Consider the following 21,126-nt stretch of genomic DNA (forward strand, 5'->3'; position numbering starts at 1 on the left):
ATTGTACTTCCGAACGGATTGGTAGGGCGAGCCGGCGGGGGAGCCGGATCGTCCACCGACGTTCAAAATGCGCCGGCTACAACTCTCTTAGCCCGGGTCGCGTGATAGTGCAAAACTTGATTCGCATTCAGCCGCCATGACTGTTCAGTGATAGGTGGCGCTAGCCGCCTTGTCAAAAAATAGACTCGCCAGCCCCCTTAGTCTATTCTCGTTTATTCAGTTCGTTATCCGCGCTTCTTCATCTTCTTTGGGTCCCACCCGCCGCCGCCAGGGCCCATGGGCTTGGGTTTCCACGCTTCTTTTTTTCCGCGGTTGGGCTTGGCGGGAGTGCTCTCACGCAGCGATCTTCCGGCCTCATTGGCCGTTATGCTCCCGCCGCTGCCCAGCCCGAGTTCCAGCGACTCGAGTCGCTTGATCTCATCGCGCAGCCGCGCGGCTGTCTCAAATTCCAGATCGGCCGCGGCGGCGCGCATCTTCTTCTCCAGCTCGACAATGCTCGAGCGCAGATCCTTGCCAACGAAATTGAGGCTGGCATCGCCTTCGCTCGCCTCCACCGTCACGTAATCACCCTGGCTGACATCCTTCAGCACATCGGAGATGTCGCGGGTGATGGAGGTGGGGGTGATGCCGTGTTCGGTGTTGTAGGCGATCTGCCGGGTGCGGCGCCGCTCGGTCTCGCCGAGTGCCTTTTTCATGCTCTCCGTCATCCGGTCGGCATAGAGGATGACCCGCCCCTCGGCATTGCGCGCCGCCCGGCCAATCGTCTGAATCAGCGAGGTCACGCTGCGCAGAAAGCCTTCCTTATCGGCATCGAGAATGGCCACGAGGCGGCATTCGGGAATATCCAGCCCCTCGCGCAGCAGGTTGATGCCCACCAGCACATCGAAGCCGCCGCGGCGCAGGTCGCGGATGATCTCAATCCGCTCTAGCGTGTCCACATCGGAATGCAGGTAGCGCACGCGAATGCCGGCCTCGGTCATGTATTCGGTCAAATCCTCGGCCATGCGCTTGGTCAGCACCGTCACCAGGATGCGGCCGCCCTGCAAGGTCACCTGCCGCACCTCGGCCAGCAGGTCATCCACCTGGCCTTCCACCGGGCGAATATCACAGACCGGATCCACCAACCCGGTGGGGCGGATCACCTGCTCGGTGAAGGCGCCGCCGGTGCGTTCCATCTCCCAAGGGCCGGGGGTGGCGGAGACGAAGACGGTCTGCGGCCGGAAGGCATCCCATTCCTCGAAGCGCAGCGGGCGATTATCGATGCAGCTCGGCAGGCGGAAACCATGCTCGGCCAGGATGGCTTTGCGGGCAAAGTCGCCACGGAACATGCCGCCTATCTGCGGCACGGTGACGTGGCTTTCATCGACGATCAGCAGGGCATTATCCGGCAGATATTCGAACAGCGTGGGCGGCGGCTCGCCCGGGTTGCGGCCGGAGAGGTAGCGCGAATAATTCTCGATGCCTTTGCAGGAACCGGTGGTCTCCATCATCTCCATGTCGAAGATGGTGCGCTGTTCCAGGCGCTGGGCTTCCAGCAGGCGGCCGGCGGTGTGCAGCTCCTCCAGCCGGGTTTTCAATTCGGCCTTGATGCGCTGCACCGCCTGGCTGAGCGTGGGCCGCGGCGTGACATAGTGGCTATTGGCGTAAATGCTGACTTTTTCCAGCTCGGCGGTGATCTCACCGGTCAGCGGGTCAAATTCGCGAATACTGTCCACCTCATCGCCAAAGAGGCTGACCCGCCAGGCGCGGTCATCCAGCTGCGAGGGCCAAAGATCCACATTCTCCCCCCGCACGCGAAAGCAGCCGCGGGCGAAGGCCATGTCATTGCGGCGATATTGCTGCTCCACGAGGCCCTTGATCAGCAGATCGCGGTCGATCCGCCCGCCTTGTTCCAGCTTCACCACCATCTTCGAATAGGTTTCGACCGAGCCGATACCATAAATGCAGCTGACACTGGCGACGATGATCGCATCATTGCGCTCCAGCAGCGCCTGGGTGGCGGAGTGCCGCATGCGGTCGATTTGTTCGTTGATCTGACTGTCTTTTTCTATGTAAGTATCGGTCCGCGGCACATAGGCCTCTGGCTGAAAGTAATCGTAATAACTGACAAAATACTCGACGGCGTTATTCGGAAAAAAACTCTTCATCTCGCCATAGAGCTGCGCCGCGAGGGTCTTGTTCGGCGCCAGAATCAGCGTGGGCCGCTGCACCGCCTCCACCACCTTGGCCATGGTGAAGGTTTTGCCCGAGCCGGTGACGCCGAGCAGCACCTGATCCTTCTCCGCCGCCTCAACGCCGGCGATCAGCTCGCGGATGGCATTGGGCTGGTCGCCATTCGGCTCGAAGGGGCTGACCACTTCGAGCCGCCGGGTGAATTCCGGCGCCGGGCGAGCCGGAGGGATGAAGGTGACCGGCGTGAAGCTGACATTCATCCCCCCAATATATGCCCCTGCCCGGGCGGAACAATCAGCTATGCGGCAGGCGATAGCCCGGCTCATGCCAAGGCATGGCCACCAGCCGGCCGCTGGTGGAGAGCGTGATATAGGCCGTGCGCATATCAGCGCCGCCAAAGCAGATATTGGTCGGCATCAATTCCGGCATTTTCTCCACATGGACGATATCGCCAGCGGGCGAGACGGTGGTGATCTCACCGCTCACCAGCGTCGCCACCACGATATTGCCCGAGGCCGCAACGGCCAACGAATCCAGCCGCCGGAAGCCAGGAAACTGGCAAACCAGCCGCCCGCCATGGCTGCTCGGCCAGGGCGCCTTTTTCAGCTTGCCCGGCCCCTCGACATCCCAGGCCCAGAGACGCCCGGTTTCAGTCTCCGCCACATAAAGCACCCGCCCATCGGGGCTGAGGCTGATGCCATTGGCGCCGCCGGGCACTGGGAAGGCGGCCTCGACAATCCGGCTGCCATCGCTCGCCGCCCAATACACCCCGCCATGATCGCGGTCGCGCGCCCGGAACTTGCCCAGATCGCTGAACCAGAAGCCGCCATTGGGGTCGAAGACAATGTCATTGGGCCCCTTCAGCCGGTGGTCACCACAGCGGTCATAGAGCACCGTGAGCGTGCCGGTGGGGATATCCAGCACCTCGATCCGCCCGCCGGTGTAATCTGTCGCCTGGCCGATAGGGCGCAGCATCCCCGGCTCCTCATGCCAGATGAAGCCGTCATTGTTGCAGATGAACAGCTTGCCATCCGGGCCCAGCGCCATGCCATTCGGCCCGCCCTTCAGCCTGGCCAGCGTGGTCTTGGTGCCATCGGCAGCGATTTGGGTGATGCGCCCGGCCTCGATCTCGACCAGCGCCACCGCCCCATCGGGCATCACCACCGGGCCTTCGGGGAAGCGGAGGCCATTGGACAGTTCTTGCATGTCAGTTTCCTCTATTTGGCCGTCATCATGGCGCGGGCGGTGGCTTGACGCCAGCGTCCTCAGGCGGCGCAGTGCGGGCATGGATCCCGTCACCCTCGCCGTCCTCGACAACCGCCTGCGCGCCATCGTGGAGGAAATGGGAGAGGCGATGCTGCGCACCTCCTATAGCCAGATCCTCAACTCCTCGCGCGATTTCTCCGTCGCACTCTGCGGCGCCGATGGCGGGCTGGTCGCCCAGGCCGACCATATCCCGGTGCATGTCGGCGCGCTGCGCTTCGCGGTGGAGGCGGCGCTGGAACAGTTTCCGACCCCGCGCGACGGCGACATCTTTCTCCTCAACGACCCCTATAATGGCGGCTCGCACCTGCCCGACCTCACCATCATGCTGCCGGTTTTTTCGGAGGGGCAGCGCTGCTTTTACGCGGTGGTGCGGGCGCATGTGCCCGATATCGGCGGCGCGACCCATGGCGGCTACAACCCCGGCGCCGCCGATATCTGGTCCGAAGGCGTGCGCATCCCCCCCATTCGGCTGGGCGAGGATGGTGGGCTGCGGGAGGACCTGATCCGCATGCTCTGCGCCAATACCCGCGTGCCGCGCGATGTGCGGGGTGACCTGATGGCCATGGTGGGCGCGGCCCGGGTGGGGGCAGCGCGGGTGGCTGCACTTCTGGCGCAGCATGGCCACTCCTCGCTGATGGCTGCGGTGGAGGCGATCCTTGATCTCTCCGAGGCGCATGCCCGCCGCATCCTGGCCGCCTGGCCGGATGGCAGTTGGGCCGGCGAGGCCATCCTCGATGATGACGGCCATGGGCGGGAGAATATCGCCATCCGCGCCACCTGCACCAAGACCGGCAGCGACCTGCATATCGATCTCAGCGCCTCGGATGATGAGGCAGTGGGCTTCGTCAATTCCTCCTATCCCAATATGCGCTCGGCGGTGGCGATGGCCTTTGCCTATCTGCTCGATGCCGATGTCTCGAAGAATGACGGCGCCTTCCGCCCGCTGCGGGTCACGGCGCGGCAGGGTAGCATTGTCTGGGCCAATGAGGGCCGGCCCGTCACGCTCTGCACCTCCCATCCCGGCAATGAAATCGTCGAGGCCATCATCCGCGCCATGCAGCATGCCTGCCCGGATAGGGTGATGGGCGGCTGGGGCCGGCGCTTTCGCGTGGCCATCCAGGGCCGCGCGCCGGGGGGCAAGAGCTTCGTCTGGCACCTCTTCCATGCCCGCCCCGGGGGCGGCGCCAGCGCCAATGGCGATGGCTGGAACACCGCCGGCGAATGGCACAGCGCCGGCGGCCTGAAATTCGGCAGCATCGAGCAGGCCGAGGCCCGCTTCCCGCTGCTCTTCGAAAGCCATGAATTTCGCGCCAATTCCGGCGGCGAGGGCCAGTATCGCGGCGGCACCGGGGCTGAGCTTCGGCTGCGGGTGGAGGCTGAGGGCACCGCCTTGGCCAATACCGCGGGCGATGGCGCAAGGCACGGCTCGGCCGGGGTGATGGGCGGGCAGGATAGCCAGCCGCATCATTACGTGCTGCGCGGCGCCGATGGCAGCGCGCGCATATTGCGCACCAAGGAGGTGGGCGTGCCCATCCAGCCCGGCGATGTGCTGCATCTGCAATCCGCCGGCGGTGGCGGCTGGGGCGACCGCGCGCGCCGCTTACCCGAGGCCGCCGCACGCGACATCGAAGAAGGCTACACGGCATGAGCTGGCGCATCGGCATCGACGTGGGCGGCACCTTTACGGATGTCGTCGCCATCGCGCCCCATGGCGCGGCCTATCTGGCCAAGGCCGCCAGCACGCCCGCGGACCAGTCCGAAGGGGTGCTCCAGGGCCTGCAGAACCTGGCCGATGCCGCCGGTATCCCGCTCGCCACCCTGCTGGCCGGCACTGAGCGCATCGTCCATGGCACCACAGTGGCCACCAACGCCCTGCTGGAGCGCAAGGGCGCGCGTGTGGCCATGCTAACAACCCAGGGCCATCGCGATGTGGTGGAAATGCGCGAAGGGCTGAAACCCGAGCGCTACAATCTCCGCAACACCCCGCCACCGCCCCTGGTGCCGCGCAGCCGCCGTTTTGGCGTGCGCGAAAGGCTGCGGGCCGATGGGCGGGTGGAAACCCCGCTGGACCCCGAAAGCCTCGCCGCTGCCATCGCCGCAGCGCAGGGTGCCGAGGCGGTGGCCATCTGCTTCCTCAACGCATGGCGTGACGCCCGGCATGAGAATGCCGCCGCCGATGCGGTGCGCGCTGCCCTGCCCGGCGTCTTTGTCACCACCAGCAGCGAGGTGCTGCCGGAAATCAAGGAATTCGAGCGCTTCTCCACCACCGCGGTGAATGCCTATGTCGGGCCCGTCGTGTCGCGCTATCTCGGCCGCCTGGGTGAGCGGCTGATCGAGGCCGGCTATGGCGGCCCGGTCTTTGTCATTCTCAGCCATGGCGGCGTGGCGCCGCTGGCCGATGCCGCCAGGCTGGCGGTGGGCACCGCGCTCTCCGGCCCGGCGGGTGGGGTTGCGGCGGCGGTGGCACTGTCGCATACCGGCATGGCGGAGAATCTCGTCACCTTCGATATGGGCGGCACCTCCACCGATATCGCCCTCGTCACCGAAGGCACCGCCACGCTGGGGCGTGGGCGCGAGGTGGGCGGCGAGCGCATCGCCCTCGAAAGCTTGGATATCGTGACACTGGGTGCCGGTGGCGGTTCCATCGCGGCCCTGGGGGCCAACGGCACCATGCAGGTCGGCCCGCGCAGCGCCGGCGCCCGGCCCGGCCCGGCCTGCTATGGCCGCGGCGGCACTGAGCCCACCGTCACCGATGCCAATCTTGTGCTGGGCTATCTCAACGCCGGCAGTTTCCTCGGCGGCGCGCAGCGGCTGGATGTTGCGGCCGCCGATGCCGCCATGGCCAGCCTGGCCACGGCGCTGAACATCACGCCACTGGACACCGCCGCAGGCATTTATCGCCTGGTCAATGCCCGCATGGCGGATGGCGTGCGCGTGGCCACCGTGCGGCGCGGGGTGGACCCGCGCGGCGCCACCTTGCTGGCCTTCGGCGGTGCCGCGGGGCTGCATGCCTCGGCCGTGGCGCGCGATCTGGGCATGCGGCATTACGCCGTGCCGCTCTTCGCCGCCGGGCTTTCCGCCTGGGGCATGCTGCGCACCGATTTGCGCTTCGAGGTCACCCGCAGCGTCAATGCCATGCCGGGCGATACCGAAATCCGCAGCCTCTTCGCCGCTCAGGAGGCCGATGCCCGGACGCGGATGAAAACCTGGTTCCAGGGCGAGATCACCGCCACCCGCTCGGCGGATATGCGCTATGGCGACCAGGTGTTTGAAGTCTCGGTCAATCTCGACGGGCTGGATTGGGATGCGCCCGATATCGCCGCCCGGGTGAAATCCGCCTTCCATGCGCAGCACCGCGCGCTGTTCACCTACGACCTGCCGGAGGACGAGGTGGTGCTGGTGAATGCGCGCGTGGCCGCCCTGGGCCGGCTGTCCGGCGATGCCGGGCGCATGCCCGCCCTGCCGCCTGAGGCCCCCGCCCGTCGTTGCGTCTTTCTCGGTGGCTGGCAGGAGGTTGCCGTCCACAGCTTCGGCGCGCTGGCGGATGGCGCCAGCGTCACCGGCCCCGCCATCGTCGAGAGCGCCACCACCACAATCCTGCTGCTGCCAGGCGACGAGGCCCGGATGGATGGCCGAGGCTGGCTCATGGTAGCCCTGCCGCCAGAAGGAGAAAGCCCATGAAACGCCGCCACCTCGCCCTCCTGCCGCTGGCAGGTGCCGCCCATGCGCAATGGCAGCCCGATCGCGCCATCACCATGATCGTGGCCTTCGCCGCCGGCGGCGGCACCGATGCCGCGGCGCGGCTGATCGCCCGCTTCATGGAGCGTGACCTGGGCCAGTCCGTGGTCGTGCTCAACCGGCCCGGTGCGGGCGGCGAGATCGGCTTTTCCGAACTCGCCCGCGCCCGGCCGGATGGGCTGACCATTGGCTTTATCAACACGCCGCATATCCTCACCCTGCCGATGGAACGCCAGGCGCGGTTCCGGCTCGAGGATTTTTCGCTGATCGGCAATATCGTTGATGATCCGGGCGGGCTTTGGGTTCGCGCCGATAGCGATATCCGCAGCTTTGCCGACCTCATTGCCGCCGCCCGGGCGCGGCCCGAGACGATCAGCTACGGCACCACAGGCGTCGGCTCCGACGATCATCTGGCAGTGCTGGCGCTGGAGCGGGCGACGGGGGCGAAATTCCTCCATGTGCCCTTCGCCGGCAGCGCCCAGGTCAAGCAGAACCTGATCTCCCGCGCCCTCCAACTCGGCAGCATGAATATGTCCGAGGCGGTGAATGATATGCGCCATGGCGTGCTGCGCCCCCTGGCGCAAATGGCCGCCACGCGCTGGGACATGACGCCCCAAGTGCCCACCCTGCGCGAATTGGGCCATGACGTGATCGAGGGCAGCATGCGCGGCATGGCCGCCCCCGCGGGCCTGCCGGCCGAGGTGGTGGCACGCCTGGCAGTTTCGGTCCGCCGCACGGTGGACGACCCGGCTTTCCAGGAGGCCGCGCGCAGCCAGTCCCTGCCGCTGCGCTTTCTCGACCCCGCCGCCTATCTGGCGGAGTTGCAGGCTTTGCGCCTGGGCTATCAGGCGTTGTGGAACCAGCATCCGTGGCGGGAATGACGGAGAATATCCTCTCCATCCAGTCCTGGGTCAGCTACGGCCATGTGGGCAATGCCTCGGCCATGTTCCCGTTGCAGCGGCTGGGTGCCGAGGTCTGGGCGGTGAACACCGTGCAGTTCAGCAACCACCCCGGCTATGGCGCATGGCGCGGCCAGGTGTTTTCTGGCGATCTCGTGCGCGAATGCGTTGCCGGCATTGCGGAGCGGGGCGCGCTGGGGCGCTGTGATGCCGTGCTCTCCGGCTATGTCGGCGGTGCCGATATTGGCGATGCCATTCTCGATGCCGTGGCCCAGGTGAAGGCCGCCAACCCGGCGGCACTTTATTGCTGCGACCCGGTGATCGGCGATGATGGCCGCGGCGTTTATGTCCGCCCCGGCATCGCCGAGTTCTTCCGCGACAGCGCCCTGGCGCTCGCCGATATCGCCACCCCCAACCGCTTTGAGCTGGAATGGCTGACCGGGCGCAGCATTGCCTGCCTGGCCGATGCGAAGGCGGCCATCACCGCACTGCAGGCCCGTGGCCCGCGCTGCGTGCTGCTGACCAGTTTTGAGAGCCAGCCCGGCCATATCGGCATGGTGGCGGCCGAGGGTGGCGGGTTCTGGCATCTGGAAACACCCTTGCTGCCCATTGCCATCAATGGCGCGGGGGATGCGATCTGCGCCTTGTTCCTGCTGCACCGGATGCGCACGGGCAGTGCAGCCGCGGCGCTCACCGCCGCCGCATCCTCGGTATTCGGCCTACTGCGGCGCACGGCGGAGGCCGGCTCGCGGGAGATTTTGACCGTGGCGGCGCAGGAGGAGTTCGTGGCGCCCAGCCGGGTTTTTATGGCCGAAGCGGTTTAGCCAGCAAACCGTCGTATTCGGACAAATTCCCCGGTGTGGCCGCAATACCCCCCGATGATCCGCTGCTGATGCCACGACAACACGCGGAAATCCAGGAATTTTATCCGATCAACTTCACGCCCAGCAGCGCCAGCAGGGTGATCCACAGCGTGCTCCCAACACCCAGCAGCAGCGGGGCCACGCCGCGGGCCTTCAGCGCCTTGAGGTCGGTGGAAAATCCCAGCGCCGCCACACTCGCCGCCAGCATCAGGGGCACAAGGAAGCGGCTGGCCTGCACCGCCTCGGCCGGGACCAGCCCGGTGCTGCCGAGCACCACCAGCCCCAGAAAGCCAAAGGCGAACCATGGCACCGGCGCCTTCACCGCCGCCGCCTCGCCGCCGGCCTGCCGCGCCACCCACCAGCCCAGCGCCAGAACCGCCGGCGCCAGCAGAAACACCCGGGCCAGCTTCATCACCGTGCCGCTCTGTGAGGCCTCGGGCCCGCCGGCCGCAGCCGCACCCACCGCCTGCACCACCTCATGGATCGCAGCGCCCGACCACAGGCCGTATTCGCGCGCCGACAGGCCCAGCGGCCCGGCCAGCACCGGGAAGATCAGCAAGGCTGCCGTGCCGCAGAGCGTGATCACCGCCAGCGCATAGGTCACATCCTCATCGCGCCCGCGCGCCACCTGATTAGCGGCGACAATGGCCGAGGCGCCGCAAATGGCCGTGCCGGTGCCCACCAACTGCGCCAAGGCGCGGTCCACCCCCAGCACCCCGCCGAGCCAGATGGTGAAGGGCAGCGTCGTGGCCACCACCACCACCGCCAGCACCAGCGCCCCTGGCCCCAGGGCCCAGAGCATGCCCAACGTGACTTGCAGGCCCAGCAGCACAATGGCCGCGCGCAGCACCGGCCGCACCGCATAGGCCACGCCGGGCTTCATGCTGGCCGTGGGGCCCATCACCGCCCGCCAGGCGATGCCCAGCACCAGAGCCACCACCACCGGGTTCAGCGCCGCAATCCCGGTTGCATTGCGCACCACAATCGCCACCGCCGCCACCGCAAAGCAAAAGGCCAGGCCCGGCGCCAGCCCGCGCATGCGCTGCATGAAGGGCTGCGGGGCGGTGGTGGCAATAGGGGCGGCCATGCGGAATCCAGCGAAAATGTCAGGCCCCCACACTTCGCCCAAGCCCGCGCGCCGTCAAGTTGCGCGCCACCCCAGGCCCGTCCATGCTCTCCCGACATTTCATCCGGAGCGCCGCATGTTCAAGCCAGCCATGGCCATCCTCGCCCTTCTGTTGCCCGGCATTGCCGCGGCGCAAATGGCCTCACCCGGCCCCACCCTGGCCCAGGTCCGGGCGCGGGATCTGCTGGTGTGTGGCACCTCCACCGGAGCGGCCGGCTTCTCAATGCCCGATAGCCGGGGCGAATATCGCGGCATCGACAATGACGTATGCCGCGCCATCGCCGCCGCCGTGCTGGGCGATGCCGCCAAGGTGCGCTGGGTGCCGCTCACCACCCTGGCCCGCCTGCCGGCGCTGCAATCCGGCCAGATCGACGTGCTGGCCCGCACCGTCACCTGGACGCATGTGCGCGATACCGCCAATGGGCTGAACTTCACCGCCATCAGCTTCTATGACGGCCAGGGCTTCATGCTCCGCCGCAGCCTTGGCGTGACCCGCGCCACACAATTGGCCGGGGCTTCGATTTGCGTCGTGGCCGGCTCGACCAATGAGCTGAACCTGGCCGACTGGGCGCGGACCAACAATATCCAATACTCGCCCGTGGTGTTCGAACAGAATGACGAGGCGCGGCGCAGCTACCTCGCCGGCCGTTGCGATGCCTATTCGACCGATGCCAGCCAACTCGCCGGGCTGCGCGCCAGCTTCCCCAACCCGGCCGAACACGTGATTCTGGACGATATCATCAGCAAGGAACCGCATAGCCCGGTGGTGCGCCATGGCGATGACCAATGGTTCGACATCATCCGCTGGACCTTCTTCGCACTGCTGACGGCCGAGGAGCTGGGCATCACCCAGGCCAATGTGGACAGCTTCCTTACCAGCCAAAACCCAGAAATCCGCCGCCTGCTGGGCATGGCGGGCGACCATGGGCCGATGATGGGGCTGGACCGGCGCTGGGCCTATAACGCCATTCGCGCGGTGGGGAATTATGGCGAGATTTTTGAGCGCAACCTGGGCTCGGGGAGCCCTATCGGGCTGCAGCGCGGGCTGAATGGGCTGTGGACCCGGGGCGGGTTGATGTATGCGCCGCCTATTCGGTGAGGGAAGAAGCCGGGGAGAAGGTATTCTCCCCGGGCCCCTCATCTATTTTTATCTGTCCGCCATCGGCAGGTTCATCCTTCGTATTCTACGTCAGAAGGCGCCGCGATGGCGGCCGCGTCACCCGCCTGTGCCCCGTCTGGTCCGCGGCGGCTTGGGATAGCATTCGCGCGCGGCGGCCGGCCCACCTGCAGGGCGACGCCACGCCATAAAGTAAGGGCCGGACCGGAAGCGTCGCCAACCTTCATCGCGAATATTCAAAACAAAGGTTCTGTTTCCTTCATAGACGAATTCACACGCAAAAATCCATTCATTGTGCACGCGCTGCATGATGACGGCCGGAAGACCATCCCGCGAACCAAACTGAGCCCAGAAAAAAACCAATACTGCCTCAGACTGGCCATCGGAATTAAAATCGACCAAACGGTACCGTAAATGCCGTGATGGATCGAAATTAAATGGCAACTGCCTGCTACCCGCCCTGCCGAGAATGTCGCCCTCGAAGTTTAGAGCCATCTCATCGGCAAACAGATGAGAGGTTTCGCGAAACGCCGAAAGGGCGTCAGCGATGGATGCGGGCATTGTGTGGAGACGCAGCCGGACCTCCTCAGACTTGGCGCTGCGATGCGGCAGCAGTAGGATGGCCAGGAGCATCAGCAAGCAGGTTCTCATCGGAAGCCCGGCGCCGGCAGCGCAACCTGAGAAAAGCGCGTGAGCCGGTCTAGGGTGGCGTTAAAAACGGATAGATCGGTGCGAGAACCCGGAATATTGGCCGGCTTTTGGGACCGGCCCAGCGCTCGGGTGTCCCCGGAACCTCTGGTCAAACCGTATCCATGATCGGGGCGCGAACCGCCTGAGCTTTCCTCCCGGGCGATTTCAGCCCGCCAATCAGCATTCGGCTGGCGCTCCCAGGCGCGCGCGACGGCCCGTCGGTCATGCGCGCGGACGGTGTGGGTCCCGCCATCCTGCTCCCGCCGGGAATAGCTGCGGACATGCACCACAGTCCGTCAGCGCCGCTGTCGCTTTGCCGGCCTGTCGCATCGCGCCGCATGGGGCCAGGTTATCTCTCGGCGAAACCGCGCGCCACCTTTGCGCGCAGCGCGTCACCCTCAGGGCTCCTCTGCCAATATTGCGGGTCTCGGATCAGTTCCCGCAAATCCGTGTGTGACATGGCGATTTCCTCTCATCGCCATTATGCATGCCTTCGACTAAAAAAGAGAGAAAAAACCTATCTGCGCCAAAAAGCCTAGCGTTCGTACAAGATCCTTGCCCTGATCGTCCCCGGCAGCGCCCGCATCTCCTCCAGAATCGCCGCGCCATCGCGCGTCGCCCCGGCATCCACCACCACGTAACCCACCTCGCCATCGGTCTGCAGATACTGCCCGGCGATGTTCACGCCCCGGCTGGCGAAGATGGTGTTGATGCCGGTCAAAATGCCCGGAACATTGCGGTGCACATGCATGAAGCGGGCGCCGGTTGCCTGAATCGGCAGCGCCACCTGGGGGAAATTCACCGCGCCCAGCGTGCTGCCGGTATCGGAATAATCGGCGAGCTTGGCCGCCACCTCCTGGCCGATGCGCGCCTGCGCCTCCTCCGTGCTGCCGCCGATATGCGGTGTGAGAATCACATTATCGATGCCCTGCAGCGGCGTGGTGAAGATATCGCCATTGCGCGCCGGCTCTTCCGGAAAGACATCGACAGCAGCACCGGCAATCCGGCCGTCACGCAGCGCCACGGCCAGGGCATCGAGGTCCACCACCGTGCCGCGGGCATTGTTGATGAAGATCGCGCCGGGCTTCATCTTGGCGATCTCGGCTTCCCCGATCATGCCCTCGGTCGCCTGGGTCTCGGGCACATGCATCGTGACGATGTCGGACCAATGCAGTAACTCATCGATGCTGCCGCAGCGGCTGGCATTGCCCAGCGGCAGCTTGGCCACCACGTCCCAATAGATCACCCGCATGCCAAAACCCTCGGCGAGGACCGAAAGCTGGCTGCCGATATTGCCATAGCCGATAATGCCCAGCGTGCGGCCGCGCACCTCGCGATAGCCCTCGGCACTTTTTGACCAGCCGCCGGCATGGGCTGCGATGCTTTTCGGCACCACGCCGCGCAACAGCATGATGATCTCACCCATCACCAGCTCGGCCACGCTGCGGGTGTTGGAGAAGGGTGCGTTGAATACCACGATGCCACGCTCACGCGCGGCCTTGAGGTCCACTTGGTTGGTGCCGATGCAAAAACAGCCCACCACCACCAGGCGGTCCGCCGCTTCCAGCACCTCGCGCGTCAATTGCGTGCGGCTGCGGATGCCCAGCATGTGAACACCCTTGAGCGCCTCGGTCAGCGCCTCGCCATCCAGCGCCTTGGGCAGGCGGGTGATGGAGGCATAGCCCTGCTCCTCGAGCAGATTGACCGCCGTGTCGTGGATGCCCTCCAGCAGCAGGATCTTGATCCGGCCTTTCGGCAGGGAGAAATTTTCGCTCATGTGTTGGCCAGCTCCGCCAGGACCTGCGCGAGCACTCTTGTGCCGGCGGCCAGTTGATCGGGGGCGGAATACTCCGCCGGATTATGCGACACACCGCCGCGGCAGGGCACGAAAATCATCCCCGCCGGGCAGAGCGGTACCATGAATTGCGCATCATGGAAGGCGCCCGAGGGCATGCGCAGCGCGCCCAGCCCCTGGGCCAGGGCTGCACGCTCCACCGCATCGACCACCGCCGGGCCGAAATCGGTGGGCATGGCGTTGAAACGCTCATACACCACCGCCGTGCAATGCTGCAGGGCGGAATGGATCACCCCTTCGATCGCATTGCCACGCGCCAGCACCACGGCGGCGTCAGGGTGGCGGAAATCGATGGAAAACCGCACCAGATCGGCCACCGAATTGGAGCTGTTGGGGAAGACCTCCATCCGCGCCACGGTGAAGCGCAGCACATCGGTGGGGTCGCGCATCAACTGGTTCAGCGCCGTGATGGCGCGGATGGCGTCCTGCATCGCATCCTGGCGCATCGAGACCGGCGTGGTGCCGGCATGGTCGGAGCGGCCATGAATCTCCACGCTGAACCAGCGGCTGCCCTGAATGCCGGTCACCACACCAATGTCGAGGTTGCGGGTCTCCAGGATCGGGCCCTGCTCGATATGCGCCTCGATATAGGCATGCGGGGCTGGGCCCTCGACCACACCCAGCGGGCGGCGGGCGATATCGGCCTCTAGGGCCATATGCTCGGCCAGGGCATCGCCAAACCGCACGCCCTTGGTGTCCTCGATCGCATCCCAAGTGTCCGGCCCGGCGAAACCGGCATAGGCCATGGAACCCATGCAGCCAGGGGCGAAACGGCCGCCCTCCTCATTGGTCCAGGCCACCACCTCGATGGGCCGGCGGGTGGAGATGCCGGCCTCACGCAGGGCCTGCACCGCCTCCAGCCCGGCAATCACCCCGTAAATGCCATCGAAGCGGCCACCCTTGGGCTGGCTGTCCATGTGGCTGCCGGTCAGGACCGGTGCGAGGCCGGGCTCAGAGCCCTCATGCCGCAGGAACAGATTGCCCAGCCGGTCCACACTGGCGCTCAGCCCCAAAGCCTCGCCCCAGGCGATGAGCATGCGGCGCGATTCACGGTCCAGCGGCGTCAGGCAGGCGCGGTTCACCCCGTCGCCCGGAATGGCACCCAGCTTGGCCATCTCCATCAGCCGGTCCCACTGCCTGGCCTCACTCACCGCCGCCACCAGGTTGGGCGCTACCATCTCCGCCATCTCAGTCCTTGCTCCTGCCAATGCGACGGCTTTGCGGGCCGTGGGACATGGCACGCCCGGTTGCCCGTCAGGGGGCTCTGCCCCCCGACACCCCCCGCAAAGGGCCGAAAGGCCCTTTGATCCCAATGAGTCTATCGGTGGGTTGGGAGGGGGCTATGCGGTCGCTTTTCGGCTAGACCACCTCTATGCCCCCTCCCCAACCACCGATCACCCGGTGTCCAGAGGCCTTTCGGCCTTTGGTGGGGGGTGCAGGGGGGCAAAGCCCCCTTGCGGGCAGCTCGCGCCGCCAGTTCCTGCCAGCCTGTAAGCCCCCGCATGGGCAGGATCAAGGCTTGCGATGTCATGGCGTTTGCTGGGATGTTGCACTGCAATGTGAGGGCGTGGCGGATGGGTTTGTCGATGCATATTCTGGACACGGCGCAGGGTTGTCCTGGCCGGGGCATCGCGTTTGCGTTGTTCCGCCTGCATGAGGATGGCCGGCGGGAGCAATTGCGGGCCGGTGTCACCAATGATGATGGCCGCACGGATGGCTGGTTGCTGGCGCAGGACGAGCTGCGGCTGGGCCGCTATGAGATGCTGTATCAGATCGGCACCTATTTTCGTGCTGCGGGTTTCCCCCTCGCCGAGCCGCCTTTCATCGACGAGGTCTGCCTGCGCTTCAGCATTGCCGATGCGGCGGCGCATTATCATGTGCCGCTGCTGGTCTCGCCCTATGGCTACACCACGTATCGGGGCAGCTGATGGACACCGCCTATCTCGCCGAATGGGCCAATTTGCTGCTGCGCTGGCTGCATCTCATCACCGGCATGGCCTGGATTGGTGCCAGCTTTTATTTCATGGGGCTCGACCAATCGCTCAAGCCCGCCAAGGACGGCAATCCGCTGATCCGCGGCGAGCAATGGGCGGTGCATGGTGGTGGCTTCTACCACAAGCAAAAGTTCATCGCCGGCCCCGAGAAGCTGCCCGAGAAGCTGCATTGGTCGAAATGGGAGGCGTATTGGACCTGGATGAGCGGGTTTTCGCTCTTTGTCCTGATGTATTGGGGCCAGGCCAGCACCTATCTTATTGATCCCGACGTGGCCGATCTGGCGCCATGGGAGGCGATTGCCATTTCCATAGCCCTGCTGGTTGCGGCATGGGCGGTGTATGATGTGATTTGCCGCACGCCCTTGGGCGATGATGGCATGGCCATGGCCATTATCGGCATATTGGGTTTGGCGCTGACGGCTTACGTCACCACCCGTATTTTTTCCGGCCGCGGCGCCTATCTGCAGGTGGGGGCGATGATCGGCACCATCATGGCCGCCAATGTGTTGATGGTGATCATGCCCGGCCAGCGGAAGATGGTGGCGGCGGTGGCCAATGGCACCGCCATCGACCCCAAATGGGGCGGCATGGGCAAGCAGCGCAGCATCCATAACAACTACACCACGCTGCCCGTCATCTTCCTGATGATCAGCCCGCACTACCCGATGTTCTGGCAGCATGAGAAAGCCTGGCTCTTGCTGGTGGCCATGGCACTGGCCGGGGCGCTTGTGCGGCAATTCTTCAATCTGCGGCATCAGGGCATCCAGGTCTATGATTTCTGGCTGGCCGGCGGGGTTGTGGTGGTGCTGGTGGCGGTTTTCATCGCGCCGCCGCATGTTGCGCCCCCGGCGCGGGGCGAGGCGCCGACCTTTGCCGAGGTGCAAACCATCATGAGCCAGCGTTGCATGGAATGCCATCAGCCCCGGCCTACCAACCCCGCCTTTGCCGCGCCGCCCAAGGGCGTGGTGCTGCATACCCCCTCCCACATCCAGCGCCAGGCGCAGGCCTGGGTGACGCAGGTGCGCAGCGAGGCCATGCCGCCCAATAATGCCACTGGTCTGACAGCGGAGGAGCGTGGCCGTTTGCTGGCCTGGGTGGCGGCGGGCGCGCGGCGGGATTAACCGCGCCCCCCCGGCCATGCTTGCCACCCGCCGGTGAAACGGCGAGGCTCGCCGCCGAGGGAAGAATTTTCATGGCAAAGGCCTGTCGTCACATTGGCGCAAGCGCCCGGCCCGAAGGCTGGGCATGGCGCTGATCCAATATATCAACCGTGTGCAATTCGGCGCCGGCGCGCTGGCGGAATTGCCAGCGGAACTGGCGCTGGCCGGCATCACCCGCCCGCTGGTGGTGACCGATGCCGGCGTGGTGGCGGCTGGCTTATTGGCGCGTCTGCTGGCGCTGCTGCCCTCCGGTGTGGCGGTGCATGCCGCTGTGCCGCCCAACCCGAATGAGGCTGCCGTGCGGGAAGCCACCGCAGCCTATCGCGCCGGTGGCTGCGATGGGGTGGTGGGGCTGGGCGGTGGCTCACCGCTTGATCTCGCCAAGGCGGTGGCGCTCTCCGCCACGCATGATGCCACGCAGCTCGCGCGCTATGCCGTGGTGGAGGGTGGGTTGGGCCGGATCACCGCCGCCGCCGCGCCGGTCATCGCCGTGCCCACCACCGCGGGCACTGGCAGTGAGGTCAGCCGTGGCGCGCTGATCGTGATGGCGGATGGCCGCAAGCTCTCCATCGGCTCGCCGCATCTCATCCCGCGCGCGGCGATTTGCGACCCGGAACTGACACTCGGCCTGCCGCCGGGCCTGACCGCCGCCACCGGGATGGACGCCATGGCGCATTGCATTGAGACGCTGTGCTCACCGCGCTTCAATCCGGTGGCCGATGCCATAGCGCGGGATGGGCTGCGCCGCGCCTGGGCCGCCCTGCCCCGTGCGGTGGAAGATGGCAGCGATGCAGATGCGCGGCGGGAGATGATGCTGGCCTCGATGATGGGCGCGCTGGCCTTCCCCAAGGGGCTGGGGGCGGTGCATGCGCTCTCCCACGCGCTGGGGGCCTTGGCGGTGAGCCCGCATCACGGCACGCTGAATGCGCTGCTGCTGCCTGGTGTGCTGCGCTTCAATGCCCCGGTGCTGGGGGCGGTGTTGCCGGTGCTGGCCGAGGCCATGGGCCTGCCCCCGGGCGCCGATGTGGCCGCGCTGGCCGATGCCATTGCCGCGCTGAATCACAGGCTGGGCCTGCCCCCGGGCCTGGCTGCCATGGGCATCACCGAGGCTGATCTGGCCCCCGCCGCCGCCGCCGCCCTGCGCGACCACCACCACCTGACCAACCCCCGGACGGCGCGCGAGGATGATTACCGCGCCATCCTCCATTCCGCCTTTTACGGAACCGCATCATGACCGCCGAGACCATGTTCGAGAAAATCTGGAACCGCCACCGCGTGCTGGAGCGCGAGGACGGCCAGACCCTGCTCTATGTTGACCGCCATCTGGTGCATGACGGCTCTGCTCCCGCCTTCGAGATGCTGCGCGACCGTGGCCTGAAGCCGCGCGCGCCCGAGCGCATCTTCGCCACCCCCGACCATTACGTGCCGACCGACACGCGCGATGTCGCCGCCATCGAGAATGATGAATATCGCGGCATGGTGGAAAGCCTGGAGCAGAATGCGGCCGAGGGCGGTTTTGCGCTGTTCGGCCTGAAGGATGGCCGCCAGGGCATTGTGCATGTGGTGGGGCCGGAGGCGGGGCTGACCCAGCCCGGCATGCTGCTGGTATGCGGTGACAGCCACACCTCCACCCATGGCGCGCTGGGCGCGCTGGCCTTCGGCATTGGCATGACCGAGGTGGCGCATGCGCTGGGCAGCCAGACATTATGGCAGCGCAAGCCCAAGACCCTGCGCATCACGGTGGATGGCGCATTGGCCCCGGGCGTGACGGCCAAGGATGTGATCCTGCACATCATTGCCAGCATTGGTGCGGCGGGTGCCACCGGCTATGTCATTGAATATGCCGGCAGCGCCATTCGTGGCCTGTCGATGGAAGGCCGGCTGACGCTGTGTAACATGTCCATTGAGGCCGGTGGCCGTGCTGGCATGGTGGCGCCCGATGAGACCACCTTCGCCTATCTCCAGGGCCGCGAATACGCGCCCAAAGGCGCTGACTGGGACCGCGCGGTGGAGCGCTGGCGGGCGCTGGCCAGTGATGCCGATGCGGTGTTCGACCGTGAGGTGGTGCTGGACGGTAATGCCATCGCGCCGATGGTGACCTGGGGCAATAGCCCCGAGGATGCGCTGCCGGTGGATGCCATGCTGCCCGACCCCGAAGCCGCGCCCGACCCGGCGCGGCGCGCCGCCATGCAGGCCGCCTTTGCCTATATGGGCCTCACGCCCGGCGCGGCGCTGACCAGCCTGGGGGTGGACCGCGTCTTTATCGGCTCCTGCACCAATGGCCGGATCGAGGATATGCGCGCGGCTGCCGCCATCGCCCGCGGCCGCCGCGTGGCCGAGGGGGTGACGGCCTGGGTCGTGCCCGGCTCGGCCCCGGTGAAGCGCCAGGCCGAGGCCGAGGGGCTGGACCAGATTTTTCTCGCCGCCGGTTTTGAATGGCGCGAGGCCGGATGCTCGATGTGCCTGGGCACCAATGGCGAGATCGGCACACCGGGGCAACGCATCGCCGCCACCTCCAACCGCAATTTCCGCGGCCGGCAGGGCCCGGGCGTGCGGACCCATTTGATGAGCCCGGCCATGGCGGCGGCGGCGGCGGTGGCCGGCCATATCACCGATATTCGCGCTTTGGAGGGCTGAGACGATGGACGCTTTTTCGACCCTGACCTCGAACGCTGTGCCCTTCGCGCGCGACAATATCGACACCGACCAGATTCTGCCCGCGCGCTACCTCGCCCGCCCGCGCAACGACAATCACGGCGAATACCTGTTCCGTGACCTGCGGCAGGCGACGGATTTCCCGCTGAACCGGCCGGAATGGCAGGCGGCGCGCATCGTGCTGGGCGGGCGCAATTTTGCCTGCGGCTCCTCGCGCGAAAACGCGGTCTGGGCGCTGTATGACCATGGCGTGCGGGCGGTGATCGCGCCCTCCTATGGCGATATCTTCGCCACCAATTCGGTGAAGAACGGGCTGCTGCCCGTGGTGCTGCCCGAGGCGGTGGTGCAGAGCCTGATTGCCGCAACCGAGGCCGACCCGAATGCGCAGATCACCGTGGACCTGCCCAGCCAGACTGTGACCGGCCCGGATGGCGCCGTGCATCATTTCGAGATTGACCCCTTCAACAAGCGCTGCCTGCTGGAAGCGTTGGATGAACTGGCCTTTACCCTGACCCATGCCGAAGATATCGCCGCGTTCGAACGGCGTATCGGGCGGGAAAATTTTTAAACGGAGGAACGAAGATGCGGATATCGAGAAGAGCATTCCTGGCCGCGCCGCTGCTCGCGGCCCCGGCGCTGGGGCAAAGCGAATGGCCCAATCGCCCAATTCGCTGGATCGTGGCCTTTGCTGCCGGCGGCGCGGCCGATACTGCCGCGCGGTCGATCGCCGCCGATATGCAGGAGGCGCTGGGCCAGAACATCGTCATTGAGAACCGCACCGGCGGCAATGCCGTGGTCGCGGCCTCGGCCACGCTGCAATCGCCCGCTGATGGCTATACCTTCCTGGTCGATGCGGCGAACCAACTGACCAACCCGCTGCTGATGCGCGACCTTCCCTTCGACTATCTCACCGCGTTTAGGCCGGTCACCCAGATCAGTTCCTTCCCGCAGGTGATCGCGGTGAAGCAGGATTTTCCGGCGCGCAACCTGGCGGAATTCGTGGCCCATGCCCGCGCCCATCCGGGTACCATCAGCGTGGGCACACCGCCGGCGGCGGGGATGGCGCATATCGCTCTTGCCGCCTTTGAGAAGGCAGCGGGCATTCGCCTGGTGCATGCCGCCTATCGCGGCGGTGCGGATGCGGCGCGGGACATCATGTCGGGCAGCATTGATGCGGTGCTGATCACCACCTCATCGGTCCGCCCTCCGGTGGGGGCTGGCAAGGCCAGGATATTGGCGGTGACCAGCCTGGCCCGCATTCCCTCGCTGCCCGATGTGCCGACCATCGCCGAATTGGGCTATCCTGGCTTCGATGTGAATGACTGGAACGGGCTTTTCGCCGCCCAGGCCGTGCCCGCGCCCATCGTGGCCCGGATGGCGGCGGTGGCTGCGGTCTCGGCCCGCTCGGCCGCGGTGCGGGCTCGGATGGACCCGGCGGGTGCCATCATGATCGGCAATTCACCGCAGGAATTCGCCAATTGGCTGACGGCGCAGCGCAGTAATGCCGCTGAGGTGATCCGCAGCGCCGGCATTACGCTGGGCTAGGCTCAGGACCTATTAAAAAGCTTGCGGCGCGGACGGAGGGTTGATT

The 21,126-nt window shown here is 66.2% G+C and carries 17 protein-coding genes; 11 read left to right on the forward strand and 6 right to left on the reverse strand.

Annotated features, from left to right (window positions below; all coding sequences use genetic code 11):
- Positions 1 to 224: 224 nt before the first annotated feature.
- Positions 225 to 2,432 (reverse strand): excinuclease ABC subunit UvrB, encoded by a 2,208-nt coding sequence (gene uvrB / locus ABWP84_RS04515; RefSeq protein WP_353210802.1) that lies wholly within the window; start codon positions 2,430 to 2,432, stop codon positions 225 to 227.
- A 34-nt stretch (positions 2,433 to 2,466) separates the two neighbouring features.
- Complete coding sequence (locus tag ABWP84_RS04520; protein WP_353210803.1) at positions 2,467 to 3,378, reverse strand: SMP-30/gluconolactonase/LRE family protein; 912 nt, start codon at positions 3,376 to 3,378, stop codon at positions 2,467 to 2,469.
- Positions 3,379 to 3,457: 79 nt separating this feature from the next.
- Between ABWP84_RS04520 and ABWP84_RS04525 the strand changes: the two genes are divergently transcribed.
- Genes ABWP84_RS04525 through pdxY form a run of 4 tightly spaced genes read left to right on the forward strand, consistent with a single transcriptional unit; the run spans position 3,458 to position 8,899 of the window.
- A complete protein-coding gene (locus tag ABWP84_RS04525; RefSeq protein WP_353210804.1) occupies positions 3,458 to 5,086 on the forward strand; it encodes a hydantoinase B/oxoprolinase family protein in 1,629 nt (542 codons plus the stop codon).
- Positions 5,083 to 7,119 (forward strand): hydantoinase/oxoprolinase family protein, encoded by a 2,037-nt coding sequence (locus tag ABWP84_RS04530; protein ID WP_353210805.1) that lies wholly within the window; start codon positions 5,083 to 5,085, stop codon positions 7,117 to 7,119. Before ABWP84_RS04525 ends, ABWP84_RS04530 begins: the two co-directional genes overlap by 4 nt.
- Positions 7,116 to 8,057 carry a tripartite tricarboxylate transporter substrate binding protein gene (locus ABWP84_RS04535; protein ID WP_353210806.1) on the forward strand — a complete coding sequence of 314 codons (942 nt, stop codon included), beginning with the start codon at positions 7,116 to 7,118 and terminating at the stop codon, positions 8,055 to 8,057. Before ABWP84_RS04530 ends, ABWP84_RS04535 begins: the two co-directional genes overlap by 4 nt.
- Complete coding sequence (gene pdxY / locus ABWP84_RS04540) at positions 8,054 to 8,899, forward strand: pyridoxal kinase PdxY (protein ID WP_353210807.1); 846 nt, start codon at positions 8,054 to 8,056, stop codon at positions 8,897 to 8,899. The genes ABWP84_RS04535 and pdxY overlap by 4 nt, the downstream gene beginning before the upstream one ends.
- A gap of 100 nt (positions 8,900 to 8,999) precedes the next feature.
- Here pdxY and ABWP84_RS04545 read toward each other — a convergent pair whose 3' ends face one another.
- Complete coding sequence (locus ABWP84_RS04545; protein ID WP_353210808.1) at positions 9,000 to 10,025, reverse strand: putative sulfate exporter family transporter; 1,026 nt, start codon at positions 10,023 to 10,025, stop codon at positions 9,000 to 9,002.
- A gap of 115 nt (positions 10,026 to 10,140) precedes the next feature.
- On the opposite strand from ABWP84_RS04545, the gene ABWP84_RS04550 reads away from it, so the two are divergent.
- On the forward strand, positions 10,141 to 11,163 hold the full coding sequence (locus ABWP84_RS04550) for an amino acid ABC transporter substrate-binding protein (protein WP_353210809.1): 1,023 nt from the start codon (positions 10,141 to 10,143) through the stop codon (positions 11,161 to 11,163).
- Positions 11,164 to 11,280: 117 nt separating this feature from the next.
- Here the strand turns inward: ABWP84_RS04550 and ABWP84_RS04555 are convergent, their stop codons facing one another.
- The 3 genes from ABWP84_RS04555 to ABWP84_RS04565 form a co-directional block, all read right to left on the reverse strand.
- Positions 11,281 to 11,820: a hypothetical protein gene (locus tag ABWP84_RS04555; protein WP_353210810.1), complete on the reverse strand. Its 540-nt coding sequence runs from the start codon at positions 11,818 to 11,820 to the stop codon at positions 11,281 to 11,283.
- A 586-nt stretch (positions 11,821 to 12,406) separates the two neighbouring features.
- Positions 12,407 to 13,648, reverse strand: coding sequence for a phosphoglycerate dehydrogenase (gene serA / locus ABWP84_RS04560; RefSeq protein ID WP_353210811.1), 1,242 nt, complete (start codon positions 13,646 to 13,648; stop codon positions 12,407 to 12,409).
- A complete protein-coding gene (locus ABWP84_RS04565) occupies positions 13,645 to 14,913 on the reverse strand; it encodes a M20 family metallo-hydrolase (RefSeq protein WP_353210812.1) in 1,269 nt (422 codons plus the stop codon). The genes serA and ABWP84_RS04565 overlap by 4 nt, the downstream gene beginning before the upstream one ends.
- 399 nt (positions 14,914 to 15,312) lie before the next feature.
- Here ABWP84_RS04565 and uraH point away from each other — a divergent pair, with 399 nt between their 5' ends.
- The 6 genes from uraH to ABWP84_RS04595 all read left to right on the forward strand — a co-directional run bounded on the left by uraH (position 15,313) and on the right by ABWP84_RS04595 (position 21,080).
- On the forward strand, positions 15,313 to 15,654 hold the full coding sequence (gene uraH, locus ABWP84_RS04570) for a hydroxyisourate hydrolase (RefSeq protein ID WP_408904236.1): 342 nt from the start codon (positions 15,313 to 15,315) through the stop codon (positions 15,652 to 15,654).
- The gene (locus tag ABWP84_RS04575) at positions 15,654 to 16,841 is read left to right on the forward strand and encodes a urate hydroxylase PuuD (RefSeq protein ID WP_353210814.1); all 1,188 of its coding nucleotides are present in this window, start codon (positions 15,654 to 15,656) and stop codon (positions 16,839 to 16,841) included. The genes uraH and ABWP84_RS04575 overlap by 1 nt, the downstream gene beginning before the upstream one ends.
- Before the next feature lie 124 nt (positions 16,842 to 16,965).
- Complete coding sequence (locus ABWP84_RS04580; protein ID WP_353210815.1) at positions 16,966 to 18,114, forward strand: iron-containing alcohol dehydrogenase; 1,149 nt, start codon at positions 16,966 to 16,968, stop codon at positions 18,112 to 18,114.
- On the forward strand, positions 18,111 to 19,517 hold the full coding sequence (gene leuC / locus ABWP84_RS04585; protein WP_353210816.1) for a 3-isopropylmalate dehydratase large subunit: 1,407 nt from the start codon (positions 18,111 to 18,113) through the stop codon (positions 19,515 to 19,517). The genes ABWP84_RS04580 and leuC overlap by 4 nt, the downstream gene beginning before the upstream one ends.
- A gap of 4 nt (positions 19,518 to 19,521) precedes the next feature.
- Complete coding sequence (gene leuD, locus ABWP84_RS04590; RefSeq protein WP_353210817.1) at positions 19,522 to 20,103, forward strand: 3-isopropylmalate dehydratase small subunit; 582 nt, start codon at positions 19,522 to 19,524, stop codon at positions 20,101 to 20,103.
- A gap of 14 nt (positions 20,104 to 20,117) precedes the next feature.
- The gene (locus ABWP84_RS04595) at positions 20,118 to 21,080 is read left to right on the forward strand and encodes a tripartite tricarboxylate transporter substrate binding protein (protein ID WP_353210818.1); all 963 of its coding nucleotides are present in this window, start codon (positions 20,118 to 20,120) and stop codon (positions 21,078 to 21,080) included.
- Positions 21,081 to 21,126: the final 46 nt, after the last annotated feature.

Source organism: Rhodovarius sp., assembly GCF_040399605.1.
Classification (GTDB): Bacteria; Pseudomonadota; Alphaproteobacteria; order Acetobacterales; family Acetobacteraceae; genus Rhodovarius; species Rhodovarius crocodyli_A.

Excerpts from the sequence above, each read along its gene's own strand:
- uvrB (WP_353210802.1), bottom strand. The coding sequence starts at position 2,432 with ATGAATGTCAGCTTCACGCCGGTCACCTTCATCCCTCCGGCTCGCCCG.
- ABWP84_RS04520 (WP_353210803.1), bottom strand. The coding sequence starts at position 3,378 with ATGCAAGAACTGTCCAATGGCCTCCGCTTCCCCGAAGGCCCGGTGGTG.
- ABWP84_RS04525 (WP_353210804.1), top strand. The coding sequence starts at position 3,458 with ATGGATCCCGTCACCCTCGCCGTCCTCGACAACCGCCTGCGCGCCATC.
- ABWP84_RS04530 (WP_353210805.1), top strand. The coding sequence starts at position 5,083 with ATGAGCTGGCGCATCGGCATCGACGTGGGCGGCACCTTTACGGATGTC.
- ABWP84_RS04535 (WP_353210806.1), top strand. The coding sequence starts at position 7,116 with ATGAAACGCCGCCACCTCGCCCTCCTGCCGCTGGCAGGTGCCGCCCAT.
- pdxY (WP_353210807.1), top strand. The coding sequence starts at position 8,054 with ATGACGGAGAATATCCTCTCCATCCAGTCCTGGGTCAGCTACGGCCAT.
- ABWP84_RS04545 (WP_353210808.1), bottom strand. The coding sequence starts at position 10,025 with ATGGCCGCCCCTATTGCCACCACCGCCCCGCAGCCCTTCATGCAGCGC.
- ABWP84_RS04550 (WP_353210809.1), top strand. The coding sequence starts at position 10,141 with ATGTTCAAGCCAGCCATGGCCATCCTCGCCCTTCTGTTGCCCGGCATT.
- serA (WP_353210811.1), bottom strand. The coding sequence starts at position 13,648 with ATGAGCGAAAATTTCTCCCTGCCGAAAGGCCGGATCAAGATCCTGCTG.
- ABWP84_RS04565 (WP_353210812.1), bottom strand. The coding sequence starts at position 14,913 with ATGGCGGAGATGGTAGCGCCCAACCTGGTGGCGGCGGTGAGTGAGGCC.
- uraH (WP_408904236.1), top strand. The coding sequence starts at position 15,313 with ATGCATATTCTGGACACGGCGCAGGGTTGTCCTGGCCGGGGCATCGCG.
- ABWP84_RS04575 (WP_353210814.1), top strand. The coding sequence starts at position 15,654 with ATGGACACCGCCTATCTCGCCGAATGGGCCAATTTGCTGCTGCGCTGG.
- ABWP84_RS04580 (WP_353210815.1), top strand. The coding sequence starts at position 16,966 with ATGGCGCTGATCCAATATATCAACCGTGTGCAATTCGGCGCCGGCGCG.
- leuC (WP_353210816.1), top strand. The coding sequence starts at position 18,111 with ATGACCGCCGAGACCATGTTCGAGAAAATCTGGAACCGCCACCGCGTG.
- leuD (WP_353210817.1), top strand. The coding sequence starts at position 19,522 with ATGGACGCTTTTTCGACCCTGACCTCGAACGCTGTGCCCTTCGCGCGC.
- ABWP84_RS04595 (WP_353210818.1), top strand. The coding sequence starts at position 20,118 with ATGCGGATATCGAGAAGAGCATTCCTGGCCGCGCCGCTGCTCGCGGCC.